This window comes from Amycolatopsis sp. CA-161197, assembly GCF_050942255.1.
Lineage (GTDB): Bacteria > Actinomycetota > Actinomycetes > Mycobacteriales > Pseudonocardiaceae > Amycolatopsis.
This window is the reverse complement of sequence record NZ_CP192059.1, coordinates 8,558,103-8,575,268: the sequence shown is the minus strand read 5'-3', so window position 1 is coordinate 8,575,268 and position 17,166 is coordinate 8,558,103. Positions and strand designations below refer to the sequence as shown.

The 17,166-nt window shown below is 69.9% G+C and carries 21 protein-coding genes; 16 read left to right on the top strand and 5 right to left on the bottom strand.

Translation table 11 applies throughout. The features are described from left to right. The first annotated feature begins 26 nt into the window (after positions 1-26). The 5 genes from atpA to ACQPXB_RS40500 all read left to right on the top strand — a co-directional run bounded on the left by atpA (position 27) and on the right by ACQPXB_RS40500 (position 4,978). Positions 27-1,664, top strand: a complete 1,638-nt coding sequence (gene atpA / locus ACQPXB_RS40520; protein WP_366587561.1) for a F0F1 ATP synthase subunit alpha — start codon at positions 27-29, stop codon at positions 1,662-1,664. An 11-nt stretch (positions 1,665-1,675) separates the two neighbouring features. Then, positions 1,676-2,611 (top strand): F0F1 ATP synthase subunit gamma, encoded by a 936-nt coding sequence (locus ACQPXB_RS40515; RefSeq protein WP_366587564.1) that lies wholly within the window; start codon positions 1,676-1,678, stop codon positions 2,609-2,611. Then, positions 2,611-4,038, top strand: a complete 1,428-nt coding sequence (gene atpD / locus ACQPXB_RS40510; protein WP_360594667.1) for a F0F1 ATP synthase subunit beta — start codon at positions 2,611-2,613, stop codon at positions 4,036-4,038. The genes ACQPXB_RS40515 and atpD overlap by 1 nt, the downstream gene beginning before the upstream one ends. A gap of 114 nt (positions 4,039-4,152) precedes the next feature. Continuing rightward, on the top strand, positions 4,153-4,518 hold the full coding sequence (locus ACQPXB_RS40505; protein ID WP_366587566.1) for a F0F1 ATP synthase subunit epsilon: 366 nt from the start codon (positions 4,153-4,155) through the stop codon (positions 4,516-4,518). Positions 4,519-4,543: 25 nt separating this feature from the next. After that, complete coding sequence (locus ACQPXB_RS40500; protein ID WP_220243810.1) at positions 4,544-4,978, top strand: DUF2550 domain-containing protein; 435 nt, start codon at positions 4,544-4,546, stop codon at positions 4,976-4,978. Here ACQPXB_RS40500 and ACQPXB_RS40495 read toward each other — a convergent pair whose 3' ends face one another. After that, positions 4,979-5,545 carry a cob(I)yrinic acid a,c-diamide adenosyltransferase gene (locus tag ACQPXB_RS40495; protein ID WP_360594672.1) on the bottom strand — a complete coding sequence of 189 codons (567 nt, stop codon included), beginning with the start codon at positions 5,543-5,545 and terminating at the stop codon, positions 4,979-4,981. Positions 5,546-5,606: 61 nt separating this feature from the next. On the opposite strand from ACQPXB_RS40495, the gene murA reads away from it, so the two are divergent. Further along, positions 5,607-6,881: a UDP-N-acetylglucosamine 1-carboxyvinyltransferase gene (murA, locus tag ACQPXB_RS40490; protein WP_366587569.1), complete on the top strand. Its 1,275-nt coding sequence runs from the start codon at positions 5,607-5,609 to the stop codon at positions 6,879-6,881. Between the two features lie 16 nt (positions 6,882-6,897). Here murA and ACQPXB_RS40485 read toward each other — a convergent pair whose 3' ends face one another. Next, entirely contained in the window at positions 6,898-7,500 is a 603-nt protein-coding gene (locus ACQPXB_RS40485) for a TetR/AcrR family transcriptional regulator (RefSeq protein ID WP_432847065.1), read from the bottom strand. Positions 7,501-7,592: 92 nt separating this feature from the next. Between ACQPXB_RS40485 and ACQPXB_RS40480 the strand changes: the two genes are divergently transcribed. Continuing rightward, positions 7,593-8,801 (top strand): alpha/beta hydrolase family protein, encoded by a 1,209-nt coding sequence (locus tag ACQPXB_RS40480; protein WP_432847063.1) that lies wholly within the window; start codon positions 7,593-7,595, stop codon positions 8,799-8,801. Here the strand turns inward: ACQPXB_RS40480 and ACQPXB_RS40475 are convergent. Then, positions 8,798-9,424 carry a LysE family translocator gene (locus tag ACQPXB_RS40475; RefSeq protein WP_220243804.1) on the bottom strand — a complete coding sequence of 209 codons (627 nt, stop codon included), beginning with the start codon at positions 9,422-9,424 and terminating at the stop codon, positions 8,798-8,800. The genes ACQPXB_RS40480 and ACQPXB_RS40475 overlap by 4 nt on opposite strands. 19 nt (positions 9,425-9,443) lie before the next feature. Beyond that, entirely contained in the window at positions 9,444-10,070 is a 627-nt protein-coding gene (locus tag ACQPXB_RS40470) for a LysE family translocator (protein ID WP_432847061.1), read from the bottom strand. A gap of 124 nt (positions 10,071-10,194) precedes the next feature. On the opposite strand from ACQPXB_RS40470, the gene ACQPXB_RS40465 reads away from it, so the two are divergent. The 7 genes from ACQPXB_RS40465 to ehuA all read left to right on the top strand — a co-directional run bounded on the left by ACQPXB_RS40465 (position 10,195) and on the right by ehuA (position 14,807). Next, positions 10,195-10,725: a hypothetical protein gene (locus ACQPXB_RS40465; protein WP_432847060.1), complete on the top strand. Its 531-nt coding sequence runs from the start codon at positions 10,195-10,197 to the stop codon at positions 10,723-10,725. A 65-nt stretch (positions 10,726-10,790) separates the two neighbouring features. Continuing rightward, the gene (locus ACQPXB_RS40460; RefSeq protein ID WP_432847058.1) at positions 10,791-11,324 is read left to right on the top strand and encodes a hypothetical protein; all 534 of its coding nucleotides are present in this window, start codon (positions 10,791-10,793) and stop codon (positions 11,322-11,324) included. A 15-nt stretch (positions 11,325-11,339) separates the two neighbouring features. Next, a complete protein-coding gene (locus ACQPXB_RS40455; protein WP_354883461.1) occupies positions 11,340-11,630 on the top strand; it encodes a DUF6191 domain-containing protein in 291 nt (96 codons plus the stop codon). 137 nt (positions 11,631-11,767) lie between these two features. Continuing rightward, entirely contained in the window at positions 11,768-12,661 is an 894-nt protein-coding gene (ehuB, locus tag ACQPXB_RS40450; protein ID WP_366587582.1) for an ectoine/hydroxyectoine ABC transporter substrate-binding protein EhuB, read from the top strand. Positions 12,662-12,674: 13 nt separating this feature from the next. Further along, complete coding sequence (ehuC, locus tag ACQPXB_RS40445; protein WP_366587584.1) at positions 12,675-13,385, top strand: ectoine/hydroxyectoine ABC transporter permease subunit EhuC; 711 nt, start codon at positions 12,675-12,677, stop codon at positions 13,383-13,385. Continuing rightward, complete coding sequence (gene ehuD / locus ACQPXB_RS40440) at positions 13,382-14,038, top strand: ectoine/hydroxyectoine ABC transporter permease subunit EhuD (RefSeq protein ID WP_366587586.1); 657 nt, start codon at positions 13,382-13,384, stop codon at positions 14,036-14,038. The genes ehuC and ehuD overlap by 4 nt, the downstream gene beginning before the upstream one ends. Positions 14,039-14,042: 4 nt before the next feature. Next, positions 14,043-14,807, top strand: coding sequence for an ectoine/hydroxyectoine ABC transporter ATP-binding protein EhuA (ehuA, locus tag ACQPXB_RS40435; protein WP_366587674.1), 765 nt, complete (start codon positions 14,043-14,045; stop codon positions 14,805-14,807). Here the strand turns inward: ehuA and ACQPXB_RS40430 are convergent. After that, positions 14,804-15,346, bottom strand: coding sequence for a cysteine hydrolase family protein (locus tag ACQPXB_RS40430; RefSeq protein ID WP_386956628.1), 543 nt, complete (start codon positions 15,344-15,346; stop codon positions 14,804-14,806). The genes ehuA and ACQPXB_RS40430 overlap by 4 nt on opposite strands. Positions 15,347-15,417: 71 nt before the next feature. Here ACQPXB_RS40430 and ACQPXB_RS40425 point away from each other — a divergent pair, with 71 nt between their 5' ends. Both ACQPXB_RS40425 and ACQPXB_RS40420 read left to right on the top strand, forming a co-directional pair. Next, complete coding sequence (locus tag ACQPXB_RS40425; protein ID WP_432847055.1) at positions 15,418-16,416, top strand: GlxA family transcriptional regulator; 999 nt, start codon at positions 15,418-15,420, stop codon at positions 16,414-16,416. Beyond that, positions 16,389-17,162, top strand: coding sequence for an enoyl-CoA hydratase-related protein (locus ACQPXB_RS40420; RefSeq protein WP_432847053.1), 774 nt, complete (start codon positions 16,389-16,391; stop codon positions 17,160-17,162). Before ACQPXB_RS40425 ends, ACQPXB_RS40420 begins: the two co-directional genes overlap by 28 nt. Positions 17,163-17,166 lie beyond the last annotated feature (4 nt).

Genomic DNA, 17,166 nt, shown 5'->3' with positions numbered 1-17,166 from the left:
AGAACAGAAGCGAGAGCGGGAACGAAATGGCGGAGCTGACGATCTCCTCGGACGAGATCCGCAGTGCGATCGAGAACTACGTCTCGAGTTACGCCCCGGATGTGAACCGGGAAGAGGTCGGCGTGGTCGCCGACGCCGGTGACGGTATCGCCCACGTCGAGGGCCTCCCCTCGGCCATGGCCAACGAGCTCCTCGAGTTCCCGGGCGGCGTCCTCGGTGTGGCGCTGAACCTGGACGCCCGTTCGATCGGTGCGGCCATCCTCGGCGACTTCGAGACGATCGAAGAGGGCCAGCAGGTCAAGCGGACCGGCCAGGTCCTGTCCGTGCCGGTCGGCGACGGCTACCTCGGCCGGGTCGTCGACCCGCTGGGCGCGCCCATCGACGGGCTCGGCGAGATCGAGACCACGACCCGGCGTCCGCTGGAGCTCAAGGCCGCCTCGGTGGTCGAGCGCCAGCCGGTGTCCGAGCCGCTGCAGACCGGCATCACCGCCATCGACGCGATGACGCCGATCGGCCGCGGCCAGCGCCAGCTGATCATCGGTGACCGCAAGACGGGCAAGACCGCCGTCGCCGTGGACACGATCATCAACCAGAAGGCCAACTGGGAGACCGGCGACCCGAAGCAGCAGGTCCGCTGCATCTACGTCGCGATCGGCCAGAAGGGCTCCACGATCGCGTCGGTCAAGAAGTCGCTCGAGGACGCGGGCGCGATGGAGTACACGACCATCGTCGCCGCTCCGGCTTCCGACTCGGCCGGCTTCAAGTGGATCGCCCCCTACACCGGCTCGGCCATCGGCCAGCACTGGATGTACGAGGGCAAGCACGTCCTGATCGTGTTCGACGACCTGACCAAGCAGGCCGACGCCTACCGCGCGATCTCGCTGCTGCTGCGCCGCCCGCCGGGCCGCGAGGCGTTCCCCGGCGACGTCTTCTACTTGCACTCCCGTCTCCTCGAGCGGTGCGCCAAGCTGTCGGACGAGCTGGGTGCCGGCTCGCTGACCGGCCTGCCGATCATCGAGACGAAGGCCAACGACGTGTCGGCCTACATCCCGACGAACGTCATCTCGATCACCGACGGTCAGTGCTTCTTCCAGTCGGACCTGTTCAACGCCGGTCAGCGCCCGGCCATCGACGTGGGTATCTCGGTGTCCCGCGTGGGTGGTGCCGCGCAGGTCAAGGCGATGAAGTCGGTCTCCGGCTCGCTCCGCATCGACCTGTCGCAGTACCGCGAGCTGGAGGCGTTCGCCGCCTTCGCCTCGGACCTCGACGACGCCTCGAAGGCGCAGCTCGAGCGTGGTGCGCGCCTGTACGAGGTGCTCAAGCAGCCGCAGTACTCGCCGATCCCGGTCGAGGAGCAGGTCTGCACCGTGTGGCTGGGCACCAACGGCCACTACGACTCGGTCCCGACCGAGGACGTGCGCCGCTTCAACCAGGAGTTCCTGGACTCGGCCCGCCGCAAGCACACCGAGGTCCTCGGTGCGATCCGCGACAGCGGCAAGTTCGAGGACGACACGCGTGACGCGCTCGTGGCCGCGGTGAACGAGTTCAAGAAGGAGTTCACCACCTCCGAGGGCAAGCCCCTGGAGTCGAACGCCGACGCGATGGACGCCGACAAGGTCGGGCAGGAGACCGTCAAGGTCAACAAGCCCGCCCCGAAGAAGTGAGCTGATAGCTCATGGCCGCACAACTCCGGGAACTTCGGTCGCGCATCAAGGCGACCAAGTCGATCGGCAAGATCACGAAGGCGATGGAGCTCATCGCCACCGCGCGCATCACGAAGGCGCGCGCGAAGGTCGCCGCTTCCCGGCCGTACGCGGACGAGATCACCAAGGTGCTCTCGGCGCTGGCCGGTGCGGCGGCGAACCTCGACCACCCGCTCCTGGTCGAGCGCCCCAACCCGAAGCGGGCCGCGGTCCTCGTCGTCACCAGCGACAAGGGCCAGTGCGGTGGGTACAACACCAACGTGCTGAAGGCGACCGAGGAACTCCTCGCCCTGCTCCGTGAGGAGGGCAAGGAGCCCGAGGTCTACGTCACCGGCAACAAGGGCCTGAACTACTACCGGTTCCGGGGCCGCGAGGTCGTCGACAGCTGGACGGGCTTCTCCGACCAGCCGGCGTACACCGACGCGGTCGCGGCGGCGGAGACGCTGGTGGAGTCGTTCCTCGCCGGCACCGAAGCGGGTGCGCCGGGCGCGCTCGCCGGGGTCGACGAGATCCACGTCGTCTACACCGAGTTCGTCTCGATGCTGACGCAGCGCCCGATCGCCAAGCGGGTCGCCCCGCTCGAGGTCGAGTACACCGAGGGTGAGGAGCAGAAGCCCGCCGGCGAGCTGCTCCCCAGCTACGAGTTCGAGCCGAGCGCCGACAAGCTGCTGGGCGCGTTGCTGCCGAAGTACATCAACACGCGCCTGTACTCGGCGCTGCTGGAGTCGGCCGCGTCCGAACTGGCAGCCCGCCGCACCGCGATGAAGGCCGCGTCGGACAATGCGAACGACCTGGTGAACACGCTGACGCGGGAGGCGAACCAGGCCCGCCAGGCGCAGATCACCCAGGAGATCTCCGAAATCGTCGGTGGCGCGAACGCGCTCACCGCAGCAGGAAGTGATGACTGATGACCAGTACTGAAGCCCCGCGCGCCAAGGGGCGCATCGTCTCGGTGACCGGGCCGGTCGTCGACGTCGAGTTCCCGCGCGGTTCCGTCCCCGACCAGTTCAACGCGCTCAAGGTCGACATCGAGTTCGAGCAGCTGCGCAAGACCGTGACCCTCGAGGTCGCCAGCCACCTCGGTGACAACCTCGTCCGCACGATTTCGCTGCAGCCGCAGGACGGTCTCGTCCGCGGTGCCGAGGTCACCAACACCGGTGGTCCCATCACGGTGCCGGTGGGCGACAAGGTCAAGGGTCACGTCTACAACGCCCTCGGCGAGTGCCTCGACGAGCCCGGCTACGGCGAGGACCTCGAGCGCTGGGGCATCCACCGCAACCCGCCGCCCTTCGACCAGCTCGAGGGCAAGACGGAGATGCTGGAGACCGGCCTCAAGGTCGTCGACCTGCTGACCCCGTACGTGCAGGGTGGCAAGATCGGCCTGTTCGGCGGTGCCGGCGTGGGCAAGACGGTGCTCATCAAGGAGATGATCACCCGCGTCGCCCGGAACTTCGGTGGTACCTCGGTGTTCGCCGGTGTCGGCGAGCGCACCCGTGAGGGCAACGACCTCTTCCTGGAGATGTCCGAGGACGGCGTCATCAACGACACCGCCCTCGTCTTCGGCCAGATGGACGAGCCGCCGGGCACGCGTATGCGCGTCGCCCTGTCCGCGCTGACGATGGCGGAGTACTTCCGCGACGTGCAGAACCAGGACGTGCTGCTGTTCATCGACAACATCTTCCGGTTCACCCAGGCCGGTTCCGAGGTGTCGACCCTGCTGGGCCGCATGCCTTCGGCCGTGGGTTACCAGCCGACGCTGGCCGACGAGATGGGTCAGCTGCAGGAGCGGATCACCTCGACGCGTGGTCGCTCGATCACCTCGATGCAGGCGATCTACGTCCCCGCGGACGACTACACCGACCCGGCCCCGGCGACGACGTTCGCCCACCTGGACGCCACCACCGAGCTTTCGCGGTCGGTGTTCCAGAAGGGCATCTTCCCGGCGGTGGACCCGCTGGCGTCGACGTCGACGATCCTCGACCCGGCCATCGTCGGCGAGGACCACTACCGCGTCGCCTCCGAGGTCATCCGGATCCTACAGAAGTACAAGGAACTGCAGGACATCATCGCGATCCTCGGTATGGACGAGCTCTCGGAAGAGGACAAGCTCACCGTTCAGCGCGCGCGCCGCATCGAGCGGTTCCTGTCGCAGAACATGCTGGTCGCCGAGGCGTTCACGCAGATCCCGGGCTCGACCGTGCCGCTGTCGGAGACGATCGAGTCGTTCGACCGCATCTCGAAGGGCGACTTCGACCACTACCCGGAGCAGGCGTTCCTGGGTATCGGTGGCCTCGAGGACCTCGAGAAGAAGTACAAGGAAATCACCAAGAAGTGATCTCCTGAGCGCGGCGGGGGCTGGGTCCACTGTGGACACCCGCCCCCGCCGTTCTCGTAACCGAAGCCGGACCTATTACACTCGGTGGTGACACCCCGAGCGAAGGAGTGCTACGTGGCTGAGATGTCCGTGGAGCTGGTGGCCGTGGAGCGCCGGCTCTGGTCGGGTACCGCCACCTTCGTGGTGGCGCAGACCACCGAGGGCGAGATCGGCATCATGCCCGGCCACGAGCCGGTGCTGGGCCAGCTCGTCGAGGGTGGTGTGGTCAAGGTGAACACGACCGATGGCGAGATCCTCACCGCCGCGGTGCACGGTGGTTTCCTGTCGGTCACGGCCACCGGGGTGAGCGTGCTCGCCGAGAGCGCCGAGCTTTCCGACGAGATCGACGTCGACGCGGCCAAGGCGGCGCTGACGGCGGACGACGAGGCGGAGCGCACGAGGGCAACAGCCCAGCTCCGCGCGGCCGGTCAGTCAGTCTGATCGAGCGACGAGCAGGAGCCGGGCCGTGAAGATCGCCATCGTGGTGCTGGGGCTCCTGATCGTGCTCGCCGTGCTGGCGGCCTGGTACGGCCAGCGGTGGATCCGGATGCGCCGCGGCGGTGGCGTGAGCGTCGCGCTGCGGTGGCGTCCGGACAACCCGCGTGCCAGCTGGCACCTCGGGCTCGGGCGCTACGAGGGTGACGAGTTCGTCTGGTACCGCGTCTGGAGCCTGCGCAGCGGCCCGGACCGCGTGTTCCAGCGCGAGAGCATGCAGATCGCCGACCGGCGGGACCCGTCCGGCACAGAGGCGTACGCGGTGCCCGAGGGATCCACGGTCCTGCGGTGTGAGTCGCCCACGCAGGAGGCGATCGAGATCGCGATGGGGCCCGGCGCGCTCACCGGGTTCCTGTCCTGGCTGGAGTCGGCTCCGCCGGGACGAATGCTGCCGCACGCGTCCTGATCAGCCGCCCGGCTTCCACAGCACGTCGCCGTCCGGGTTGGCGAGCCGGCCGAGGATGAACAGCAGGTCGGACAGCCGGTTGAGGTACTTCACGGCGATCGGGTTCGTGGTGTCCGGCTCAGCCTCGACGAGCGCCCACGCCGACCGCTCCGCGCGCCGCGTGACCGTGCGCGCCTGGTGCAGGTAGGCCGCGCCCGGCGTCCCGCCCGGCAGGATGAACGACGTGAGCTTCGGCAGCCGCTCGTTGAACTCGTCGCACCAGCCCTCCACGCGCTCGAGGTAGGCCTCGGTGATGCGCAGTGGCTCGTACGGGGGATTTTCCTGGATCGGCAGGCACAGGTCCGCGCCGACGTCGAACAGGTCGTTCTGCACGCGCCGCAGCACCGTGGCGATTTCGTCGCTCAGGGAACCCATCGCGATGGCCAGCCCGATGACGGAGTTGGCCTCGTCAGTGTCGGCGTAGGCGCCCAGGCGGGGCGAGGTTTTGGGGATCCGCGAGCCGTCGCCCAGCGCTGTGGTGCCGCTGTCGCCGACCTTCGTGTAGACGCGGTTGATGCGAACGACCATGGGCCCGACTCTACCGGCCCCGCGTGTGCCGAAACTGGGCGAGAGGGCATGATTGGCGGCCATGAGCGAGCACTTCGACGTGCACGGCGGGGCACGGCTGGTCGGCGAGGTCGACGTGGTCGGAGCCAAGAACAGCGTGCTGAAGCTGATGGCCGCGGCCCTGCTGGCCGAGGGCACCACCACCATCACGAACTGCCCGCAGATCCTCGACGTGCCCCTGATGGGCGACGTCCTGCGCAGCGTCGGCTGCGAGGTGGAGATCAACGGCGACACAGCGCGCATCACCACGCCGGCCGAGCTGTCGCACCGCGCGGACTCGGCGGCGATGGGCAAGCTGCGCGCGTCCGTCTGCGTGCTGGGACCGCTGGTCGGGCGGCTCAAGAAGGCCGTCGTCGCGCTGCCCGGCGGTGACGCGATCGGCTCGCGGCCGCTGGACATGCACCAGAACGGCCTGCGCAAGCTGGGCGCCACCAGCACCATCGAGCACGGCTGCGTGGTCGCGAACGCGGAATCCCTCGTCGGCGCCCAGATCTGGCTCGACTTCCCGAGCGTCGGCGCCACCGAGAACATCCTGATGGCCGCGGTGCTGGCCGAGGGCACGACGGTGATCGACAACGCGGCGCGCGAGCCGGAGATCGCCGACATCTGCACGATGCTCACCGAGATGGGCGCGAAGATCGAGGGCGCCGGCACGTCGACGCTGACCGTGCACGGGGTGGAGCAGCTGCGCCCGACCGAGCACCGCGTGATCGGCGACCGGATCGTCGGTGCCACCTGGGCGTTCGCCGCGGCGATGACGCGGGGCGACCTGACCGTGCGCGGCGTCAACCCGCACCACCTCGACCTGGTGCTGGACAAGCTGCGGCTCGCCGGCGCGGACGTGACCACGTTCGACGAGAAGGGCTTCCGCGTCGTGCAGCCCGAGCGGCCGAAGGCGGTCGACTGGGTGACGCTGCCGTACCCCGGTTTCGCCACGGACCTGCAGCCGTTCGCGGTCGCGCTGTCGGCCGTGTCCGAGGGCACGTCGATGATCACGGAGAACGTCTACGAGGCCCGGTTCCGCTTCATCGAAGAGATGATCCGGCTTTCCGGCGACGCCCGCACCGACGGCCACCACGCCGTGGTCCGCGGGGTCGAGCAGCTCTCCAGCGCGCCGGTCTGGGCCTCCGACATCCGCGCCGGCGCCGGGCTCGTGCTCGCCGGTCTGTGCGCTGAGGGCGTCACCGAGGTCTGGGACGTCTTCCACATCGACCGCGGTTACCCGCACTTCGTCGAGAACCTCAACCGCCTCGGCGCGCGCATCGAGCGCGTGACGGGGGAGCCTGAGCGCGCCTAGTCAGCTCACCGGTCAGTCAGTTCACGGGCCGGGCGTCGATCGCACGGAGCACGTGCTCGACGACCCGGTCCAGGAAATCCGGGCCCGGGGGCTCGCGGCGCACCACCAGGCGCCAGTAGATCGGCGCCGCGAGCAGGTCCATGGCCAGCTCGACGTCGATGTCGGCCGGGAGCTCACCGCGCTTGATCGCCCGCTCGAACAGCGGCCGCGCGGCGTCGCGGCGCGGGCCGCCGATGCGAGTGCGCAGGTCGTCGGCCGGTTCGGGGTCGCGGGCGCCCTCGGCGATGAGGTCCGGCAGGATCCGCGCGAACCTCGGGTGCGTGAGCCAGTCGTACACCGCCTGCATCGATTCGCGCAGGTCACCGCGCAGAGATCCCGTGTCCGGGGTCGGCGCCCGGCTCACGCTGAACTCCGAAACCACCGCCGAGATCATCTCTTGCTTCGAGCGCCAGCGGCGGTACAGCGCGCTCTTGCCCACGCCCGCGCGCTTGGCCACGGCCTCCATCGACAGCCGGCCGTAACCCACCTCCGCGAGCTCGTCGAGCACCGCTTCCGTGATCGCCTGCGTGACGTCGGGCTGCAGCACAGCCGCCCCAGTGGGCGTACGGCGAGTTGTCATGGTCCGCATCCTAGCGGGTGGACGAGACGGTACCGTCCCGTGTAACTTCACGACGGGACGGTACCGTATCGTCCTGAAGTGAGGAGGGCCCGATGAAGCAGCTGCTGTTCGAGGACGACCCCCAGTTCTGGTTCGAGACGCTCCGTGTGTTCGGCCACGCGAGCTACGGCGGCTCGGACTTCGGCGAGGTCGTCGCCACCGCTTCGCGCATCAAGCCCGGCGACTACGACAGCTGGCACGACGAGTGGCTCGCCGCGGCCGAGCGTCTGGCGGCTGAGGCGGAAAAGGCGCACCCGATCAGCGCCCGTGACGCGTACCTGCGCGCGTCCACCTACTACCGCTCGGCGGAGTTCTTCTTGCACGGCAACCCCGCCGACCCGCGCATCGCGTACGCCTACGACCGCAGCGTCGAGTGCTTCCACCGCGCCATCGAAGGGTTCGCGGGCGTCGAACGCGTCGAGGTCCCGTACGAGGGGCACGTGCTGCGTGGCTACTTCTACCGCGCGCCCGGCACCGGCCGTCGCCCGATTCTCTTGGCGCACAACGGTTTCGACGGCAGCGCGGAGGAGGTGCACTTCTTCGGCGGCGCCGGCGGCCAGGAGCGCGGCTACCACGTGCTGGCGTTCGACGGCCCCGGCCAGCCGAGTGCGATCCACCGCGACGGGCTCGTCTTCCGGCCCGACTGGGAGCACGTGGTGGGCCCGGTGCTCGACTTCGCGCTGGCCGACCCGGGGGTCGACCCGGACAAGGTCGCGCTGCTCGGCCTCAGCCTCGGCGGCATGCTCGCGCCCCGCGCGGCGGCGTTCGACTCGCGGATCAAGGCCGTCGTCGCCGTGGACGGGGTGTTCGACGCCGGCTCGGCGGTGACGGCGTTCCTGCCGTGGGACCGCGCGGAGATCGAACGCCGGGCCAACGCGCCGGAGGACGAGGAGCTCGACCGGCTGCTGGCCGCCGGCCGCGCCGCGAGCCCCACGCTGCGCTGGGCCACCGACCACGGCCGGTACGTGATGGGCGCGGCGACCAACCGTGAGTTCCTCGCGAAGTACCTCACCTACACGCTCGACGGCGGCGTCGCCGAACGCATCCAGTGCCCGACACTCGTCTGCGAGGCCACCGACGACCTGGTCTTCAACGGACACGGCGAAACCCAGTCCGAACCCCGCCGCCTCTACGAACGGCTCACCGGCCCCAAGACGTTGCTCTCGTTCACCGCCGAGGAAGGCGCGGACGCCCACTGCCACGTCGGCGCGCAGCGGCTCGCGACGGCCCGCGTCTACGACTGGCTGGACGAGACCCTTTAGGCCTCCAGCGCCAGCCCCACGCCGAAGCCGATGAGGACCGTGCCGGTCACGCCGTCGAGGGTGCGGCGCACACGGCGGCGTTCGAGCCAGCCGCGTACGCGGTGCACGAGCAGGAGCAGCAGGACCTGCCAGACCGCGCCCACGGCGGCGACGGTGTAGGCGAGCAGGAGGGCGTCGCCGGTGGTCGTGACGCCGGGCGTGAGGAACTGCGGCAGCACCGACAGGTAGAGGACCAGGACCTTGGGGTTGGTCACGTTGGAGAGGAATCCTTCGCGCCAGCGGCGGAACGCGCTCTGGCGGGCGCGTTTCGCCTCGGCGAGCGACTGGTAGTCACCGCGCCACGCGCCGCGCAGCGCCTGGAAACCGAGGTAGCAGAGGTAGGCGACACCGAGCCACTTCACGGTTTCGAAGATCGGCCGCGAGTTGGTGATCACGGCCCCGAGCCCGAGCGCGGCGAGCGTGCCCTGCAGGAAGTTCGCCACGGCGATGCCGGCGCACGCCCACGCCCCGCCGCGGGCGCCGCCCGACAGGGCGTTCTTGAGGACCACCATGCTGTCGGGCCCGGGCGCCACGGCGAGCACCACCATCATGGCGAGGAACCCGCCGTACACACCCCACGTCATGCGGCGAACTTAGCCCGGGTCAGGACTCCAGGGCCAGGGCCGCCCCGAACCCGACCAGCGCGGTGCCGGTCACGCCGTCGAGCGCGCGCCGCACCTTCCGCTGCTTGAGCCACGCGCGCACGCGGTGCACGAAGAACAGCAGCACCAGCAGCCACACCGCGCCCAGCACCGCCACGGTGTAGGCGAGCACGAGCGCGTCCCACGTGGTGGTGCGCACGGGGTCGAGGAACTGCGGCAGCACCGACAGGTAGAGGACGAGGACCTTCGGGTTCGTCACGTTGGACAGGAACCCCTCGCGCCAGCGCCGGAAGCTGCTCGTGCGCTTGCGCTGCGTTTCCTCGACGGTGGCGTAGTCACCGCGCCACGCGCCGCGCAGCGCCTGGAACCCGAGGAACACCAGGTAGGCCGCGCCGAGCCACTTGAGCGTGACGAACACCGGCTGCGACCGCGCGATGACCACCCCGAGCCCGAGCGCCGCGGCCGTGCCCTGCAGCGCATTGCCGGCGAAGATCCCGGCCGTCGCCAGCAGCCCACCCCGGGCACCCCCGGACAACGCGTTCTTCAGCATCACCATCGTGTCCGGCCCCGGCGCCAGGACGATGAGGACCACGATGACGAGATAACTGCCGTACCCACTCCAAGTCACGTTGTTCCAGGGTAATCGGCGCTTTCGGCGGAGTCTCGCGGATTTCGGTCACAGCCCTTCGCCGCGCGGGGCAACCCCGGCGAACCGGGCAGCGTGCTCAGTGCGGGGACTGGGGGAGGCCACGATGAATCCGATCGACGACGGCGAAACGGTGTTGTGGACCGGCGGGCCGCAGCGTCGGCACCGGCGCTTGGGCGACTACCTGCCGTGGGTGCCGGTCGTGGTCCTGGTGGCGGGCTTGAGCCTGCTGGTCGCGTTCTACCCGGACCACGAACTGTGGATCAGCTGGTACTTCTCGATCGTCCCGGCGATCGGCTTCGCGGCCAACGTCGGCTCGGTGCGGTCCAAGCGGTTCGCCGCGCTCTCGTACATCGTGACCGACCGGCGGCTGATCCTCGTGCTGCACTGGTCGCACCGCGACGATTTCCGCTGGGTCCCGATCGCCCTGCTCGGCTCGCCGCGGGTGCACGAGCTGGGCGACGGGGTCGGCACCGTCGCCTTCGGCCGGTCGGTGACGCGGTGGATGCGCCGGCGGCACCCGTGGCGGTCCCCGGGTCTGGCCCCGATCCATCCGGAACTGGTGGCCATCCGCGACGCACAGCAGGTCGCCGAGCTCATCTCGCGCACCGCGGGGCAGTCCTCGATCCACGGGTGAGTTCGCCGCGCGGGGCAACCCGGGCGAACCGGGCAGCGTGCTCATTCCGGAAGAGGGAGGGCGCGATGTTTCCGATCGAAGAGGGCGAGACCGTGTTGTGGTCCGGCCGCCCGCAGCGGTACCACCGGCGGTTCCGCGACTTCTACTGGTGGGTCGTGCTCGCGGTCCTCGTGGTGGGCGGGAGCTTCGTGATCGCCTGGTTCGACGTGCTGAACGTGGCCTTCTACCCGTGGGTCATCGTGATCGCGCTCGTGGCCGGGTTCGCGGTCGAGCGGCCGAAGGAGCGCCGCGCGCTGTTGGCCGTCACGACCTACGTCGTCACCGATCGGCGGCTGGTGTTCGTCGCGCACGGCGGGGCGGGGTCGGAGTTCCGCTGGGTGCCGCTGGCGGCGCTCGGGGTGCCGCGGGTGCACGACCTCGGCGACGGTCTCGGCACGATCGACTTCAGCCCCGGCTGGTGGGACTGGGTCAAGGACCAGGAGCACCGGCCGCGGCCCGCGTGGCACCCGATGCTGCCCGAGCTGGTCGCCGTCCGTGACGCCGCGCAGCTCGCCGGCCTGATCGCGCGGAACGCGGCCCGCCCTTCGCGCGTTGGGTGAGACGTGCAGGTCATCATGTCGATCGCCTTGCCCGCCGCGACGCTGCTGCTGGTGATCGTGGGCGCGTGGGAAGTGCGGCCGGGCCGCAAGCCGTCGCGGCTCAAGCGGAGGCTGTCCTCGACGTACCTCGACGAGGTCACCTCGTTCCTCTACGGCACCAAGCGCAACGAGCTCGAGCACCGCGACTCCGTGGAGATGACCCTCGACCAGGACGCCCAGGGTGCGCCACCGCTGGGAATGATCGACCTGGACCGCGGCGTGGCGATCGTGCGTCCCGTGAACCAGGACAAACGGGCCACGGACTGAAAGCTTTCGAACACGCATTGTTCCAACCGGTCAATTTACGGTAACGGCTGGCGCGTATTGGCTGCTCTTGGCGTGCCACGTTCCCGGTGGACACCTACGTTCGACGCACGGAAATGTGATCGAAACGAGGTGCTGTGATGAAGCACGACGAATGGTCGCGAAGGCAGTTTTTCCGGGGATCCGTACTGGTGGGAGCAGCTGTACTGGGTGGTCCGATGGTGCTGTCGGCATGTACGTCGACGTCGTCCGGTGACACGTTGCAGGCGGCTCAGTCCGCGAAGAAGATCAAAATCGGAATCGCCAACGAATCCCCCTATGGATTCACCGATCAAAGCGGAAAAGTCACGGGCGAGGCCCCTGAAGTTGCGCGAGTCGTATTCCGGAACATGGGGATCGACACCGTCGAGGCGAGCGCGGTCTCCTTCGACCAGCTGATCCCGGCGCTCAACGCGAAGCAGTACGACGTGGTGGCGGCGGGCATGAACATCACGGCGAAACGCTGCGGCCAGGCCGCGTTCTCGATCCCGGACTACTCGGCGCTGACCGCGCTGCTGGTACCGGCGGGCAACCCGCAGCAGGTGCTGAAGTTCGAGGACATCGCGGCCAAGAAGGTGAAGGTCGCGGTGCTCTCCGCCGCGGTGGAGAAGGGCTACGCCACCAGCGCCGGCGTGCCCGAGAGCCAGATCGAGACCCTGGACTCCCAGGACAACATGCTGCGGGCCGTCGTCGACGGCCGCGTCTACGCCGCGGCGCTCACCGACATCTCGCTGAAGGACGTGCTGAAGAAGAACCCCGGCGCGGCCGCCGAGGTGACCCCGGGGTTCGACCCGGTCGAGAACGGCAAGCCGGTGATCTCCGCGGGCGGGTTCGTCTTCCGCACGGCCGACAAGTCGCTGCTCGACGCGTTCAACGCGGAGCTGAAGAAGCTGCACGACAGCGGGGAGTGGACGAGGATCGTCACGCCCTTCGGCTTCACGCAGGCGAACCTGCCGAAGCCGGACGTGACGACCGAGCGGCTCTGCGCCGCGTGACGGGCGGCGCGCCGTGTCGAACGTGCCGCACATCGTCTCGGCGATCCTCGCCGGCCTGACCACGACGATCGAGGCCGCGGTCGGCGGGATCATCCTCACCATCGTCCTCTCGCTCGTCGCCGGGCTCGCGCTGCTCTCACCGAGCCGGTCGGTCCGCGGGGTGGCCCGGGTGTACGTGGAGGTCTTCCGCGGGACGTCCGAGGCCGTGCAGCTGTTCTGGCTGTTCTTCGTGCTGCCGGTGCTGGTCGGGTTCCAGCTGGTGCCGTTGTTCGCCGGCATCCTGGTGCTGGGTCTGAACCACGGGGCGTACGGCGCCGAGGTCGTGCGCGGCGCCGTGCGGTCCGTGCCGAGGGCGCAGTACGAAGGGGCGGTCGCGCTCAACCTGTCACCGGCGCAGCGGATGGTGCGGGTGCTCCTGCCGCAGGCGTTCGCCGAGATGCTGCCGCCGTTCAACAACCTGTTCATCCAGCTGCTCAAGAGCACCGCGCTGCTGTCGTTCATCTCCGCGGGCGAGATCACCGAACGCGGTGAGCTGCTGCGGCCGGTGTTCGGCGCGGACATCGGCTGGATCTACGGCACCGAACTGGTGCTCTACCTCCTGCTCGCCGTCGTGATCACGACCGGAATGCGGGCGCTGGAGCGCTGGGCGGCGCGCCGGCTCGGCCGGGCGCCGGTGCGGCGCACGGAGCTGGACCTCACCGTGGGCGGCGGGGGTGCCGGGTGAACTGGGACTGGCAGGCCGCCGCCGACGCGATCCCCTTGCTGCTGGAGGGGTTGCTGGTCACGGTCGAGCTCACGCTGCTGGGGTCGGCCCTTGCGTACGCGCTCGGCCTGGTTCTGGCGTTGCTGCGCCGGGCCCGGATCCCGGTGCTGTCGCGGCTGGTGTGGCTGTTCATCGAGTTCGTCCGCAGCACCCCGTTGCTGATCCAGGTCTTCGTGCTGTACTGGCTGGTGCCGCCGTTGACCGGGTTCAAGATGTCGGCGTTCGTCACGGGGGTCGTGGCCCTCGGGGTCCACTACGCGACCTACACCGCCGAGGTGTACCGGGCCGGGATCGAAGCCGTCCCGAAAGGACAGTGGGAGGCGGCGACCGCCTTGAACCTGCCGCGGTCGCGGGTGTGGACGGCCGTCGTGCTGCCCCAGGCGATCCCGCGGGTGTTGCCCGCACTGGGCAACTACACCATCTCGATGTTCAAGGAAACGCCGCTGCTGCTGGCGATCGGCGTGCTGGACGTGCTCAACCGCGCCAAGGAGGTCGGCGCGGAGACCTTCCGCGTCGTCGAGCCCTACACCCTGGCCGGGGTGCTGTTCCTGCTGGTGAGCCTGCCGGCCTCCGTGCTGGTCCGACGATGGGAACGCCGTGCCGAACGAGTCTGACGCGATGATCCGGTTCTCGGGTGTGGTCAAGAAGTTCGGGGACCACGTGGTGCTCGACGAGCTCGATTTCACCGTGGCGCCGGGGGAGTTCGTCTCGCTGATCGGCCCGAGCGGATCCGGCAAGACGACGATCCTGCGGCTGCTGATGACCCTGGAGCGGGTGAACGGCGGCACCATCGACGTCGGCGGCGAGTGCCTGAGCCACGTGCGCCGCGGCGACCGGCTGGTGCCGGCCGACGAGAAGCACCTGCGGGTGATGCGGCGCCGGATCGGGATGGTGTTCCAGCAGTTCAACCTGTTCCCCAACATGAACGTGCTGCGCAACATCACCGAGGCGCCCGTCCGATCGCTCGGCGTGGCGCCGGCCGAAGCCGAGCAGCGGGCCCGTGAGCTGCTCGGCCTCGTCGGGCTCGAGGACAAGGCGGACGCGCACCCGACGCGGCTCTCCGGCGGGCAGCAGCAGCGGGTCGCGATCGCCCGGGCGCTCGCGATGCGACCCGACGTGCTGCTGCTCGACGAGGTCACGTCTGCGCTCGACCCGGAGCTCGTCGCCGACGTCCTGCGGGTGCTGCGGAACATCGCGTCGACCACGGACATCACCATCCTGTGCGTGACGCACGAAATGCAGTTCGCCCAGGACGTCTCGGACCGGGTGATGATGTTCGACCACGGCCGGGTGCTGGAGGAGGCGCCACCGGAGAAGCTGTTCACCGCGCCCGAACACGAACGCACGAAGGAGTTCCTCCGTGCCGTGATCGACCGGCGCTAGCCCAGGATTTCTTTGGTGGACTTCACCGTGGCGAACTGGTTGTGCAGGTTCGCCGCGGTGACGCGGGTGAGCTCGTCGGCCGTCACGGTGGTGCCGTCGAGGGCGGGCAGGTCGAACGTGAAGGTCGCGTCGAGCGCGAAGGTCACGTCGTAGCCGAGGTTGCCGCCCATGCGGGCCGTGGTCTCGCAGCAGAAGTTGGTCTGGATCCCGGCGAGGACGAAGCTCGTGATGCCGTGGGTCTTGAGCCAGGCGTCGAGGTCGACGTCGCCGAGGAAGGCCGAGTTCACCTTCTTGCCGAAGACCAGGTCGGGGCGGGCGCCGTCGAGCTCGGGCAGGAAGTCGTTGCCCGGCTGGCCGGGCCGCAGCGGCGAATCGGCGTGCACGGAGTCGTGGTGCACGAGGACCACGGGCAGGCGGCGCTCCTGCCACGCGTCGAGCAGGGCCTTGATGTTGGCCTCCGCGCGGGGGTTGTTGCGCGGGCCCCAGTACTGCTCGTCGGAGAACCCGCGCTGGACGTCGATGAGGATGAGTGCGGTCATGCCGTCGAGTCTTGCCGGGCCGCCGGCGTCGAGGGAGTGGCAGAAGGCGCGCGATCCGGTACTTTTCTGCCATGCGGACGATCGGGGCGCTGCTCCTGCCGGGGACACGCGCGTTCGACCTCGGGGTGATCGCCGAGGTCTGGGCCCAGGATCGCAGCGCGAGCGGGATCGGCCCGTTCACGGTGCGGCTGTGCGGGGCGGGCCGGCGGCGCATCCCGTTGTCCCCCTTCGGCGAGGTCACGCCGACAAACGGACTGTCCGGCCTGGACAGCTGCGACCTCGTCGTTGCGCCGGGCCGCGACGATCCGCACGCCCCGGTGGCGCCCGCCGCGTCGGCCGCGTTGCGCCGAGCCCACAGCTCGGGCGCGACGGTGGCGGGCCTGTGCTCCGGCGCGTTCACGCTCGCGGCCGCGGGCCTGCTCGACGGCCGCCCCGCGACGACGCACTGGTGGGACCTCGACGCGCTCGCCGTCGCGGCGCCGAGGGCCGAGCTGCAGCGCGATGTGCTGTACACCGATTCCGACGGCGTGCTCACCTCGGCGGGCGTGGCCGGCGGTCTCGACCTCTGCCTGTACCTCGTGCGCCGCGACCACGGCGCGGACGTGGCGGCGAAACTCGCGCGGCGCCTGGTGATGCCGCCCGCGCGGGAAGGCGGCCAGCGTCAGTACGTCGAGAATCCGTTGCCCACGGATCCGTCCCGGCCGGGTCTTTCGTCCACTATGGACTGTGCGCTGGCCCGGCTGGCCGACGAGATCGGCGTGGCCGACCTGTGCGGCCACGCCGGGATGAGCGAGTGGACGTTCCACCGCGAGTTCGCCGCGGCCACGGGCGTCACGCCGGGCCGGTGGCTGCGCGGGCAACGGGTGCGGCTGGCGCAGCGCCTGCTGGAGACCACCGAGCTGCCGGTGGAGCGCGTCGCGCAGCGGTCGGGGCTGGGCACGGCGTCCAACCTGCGCCGCCGGCTGCGCGCGGAGATCGGCGTCGGGCCCGATTCGTACCGGCGCACGTTCCGTTCCGCGCCCGGCGGCGTTACGGTCGGGGTATGGCCGAGTACGAGCACCTCCTCGTGAAGCGCGACGGCGACACGATCACCATCACGATGAACCGCGCCGCGCGGCGCAATTCGCTGTCCGCCGACCACCTGACCGAGCTGCTCGCGGCGTTCCGCGAAGCCGGCACCACCGACGCGACGGGCATCGTCCTCGCCGGGGCCGGCCCGGTCTTCTCCGCGGGCCACGACTTCGGCGACGTCGCCGCGCGCGACCTCATGGGCGTGCGCGAGCTGCTGACGCTGTGCACCGAGCTGATGCGCACGATGCAGTCGCTGCCGCAGGTGGTGGTCGCTCGCGTGCACGGCCTGGCCACCGCGGCGGGCTGCCAGCTCGTGGCCTCGTGCGACCTCGCCGTCGCCGCGTCGTCCGCGGGGTTCGCCCTGCCCGGCGGCAAGGGCGGCTGGTTCTGCCACACCCCGGCCGTCCCGGTGGCGCGCTCGATCGGCCGCAAGCGCCTGATGGAGCTGGCTTTGACCGGCGACGTCGTCGACGCCGCCACCGCGCTCGACTGGGGTCTGGTCAACTCCGTCGTCCCGGACGAGGAGCTGGACGACGCCGTCGCCGCCCTGCTTGCACGGGCCACGCGCGGCAGCCGGGCGAGCAAGGCCATGGGCAAGCAGACGCTGTACGCCCAGCTCGACCGCCCGGAAGCCGACGCCTACGCCATCGCGCTGGAGGTCATGGCCTCGGCGTCGCAGCTGCCGGGCGCGCGGGAAGGCATGGCGGCGTTCCTGGAGAAGCGCAAGGCGGAGTGGCCCGACTGAGAGG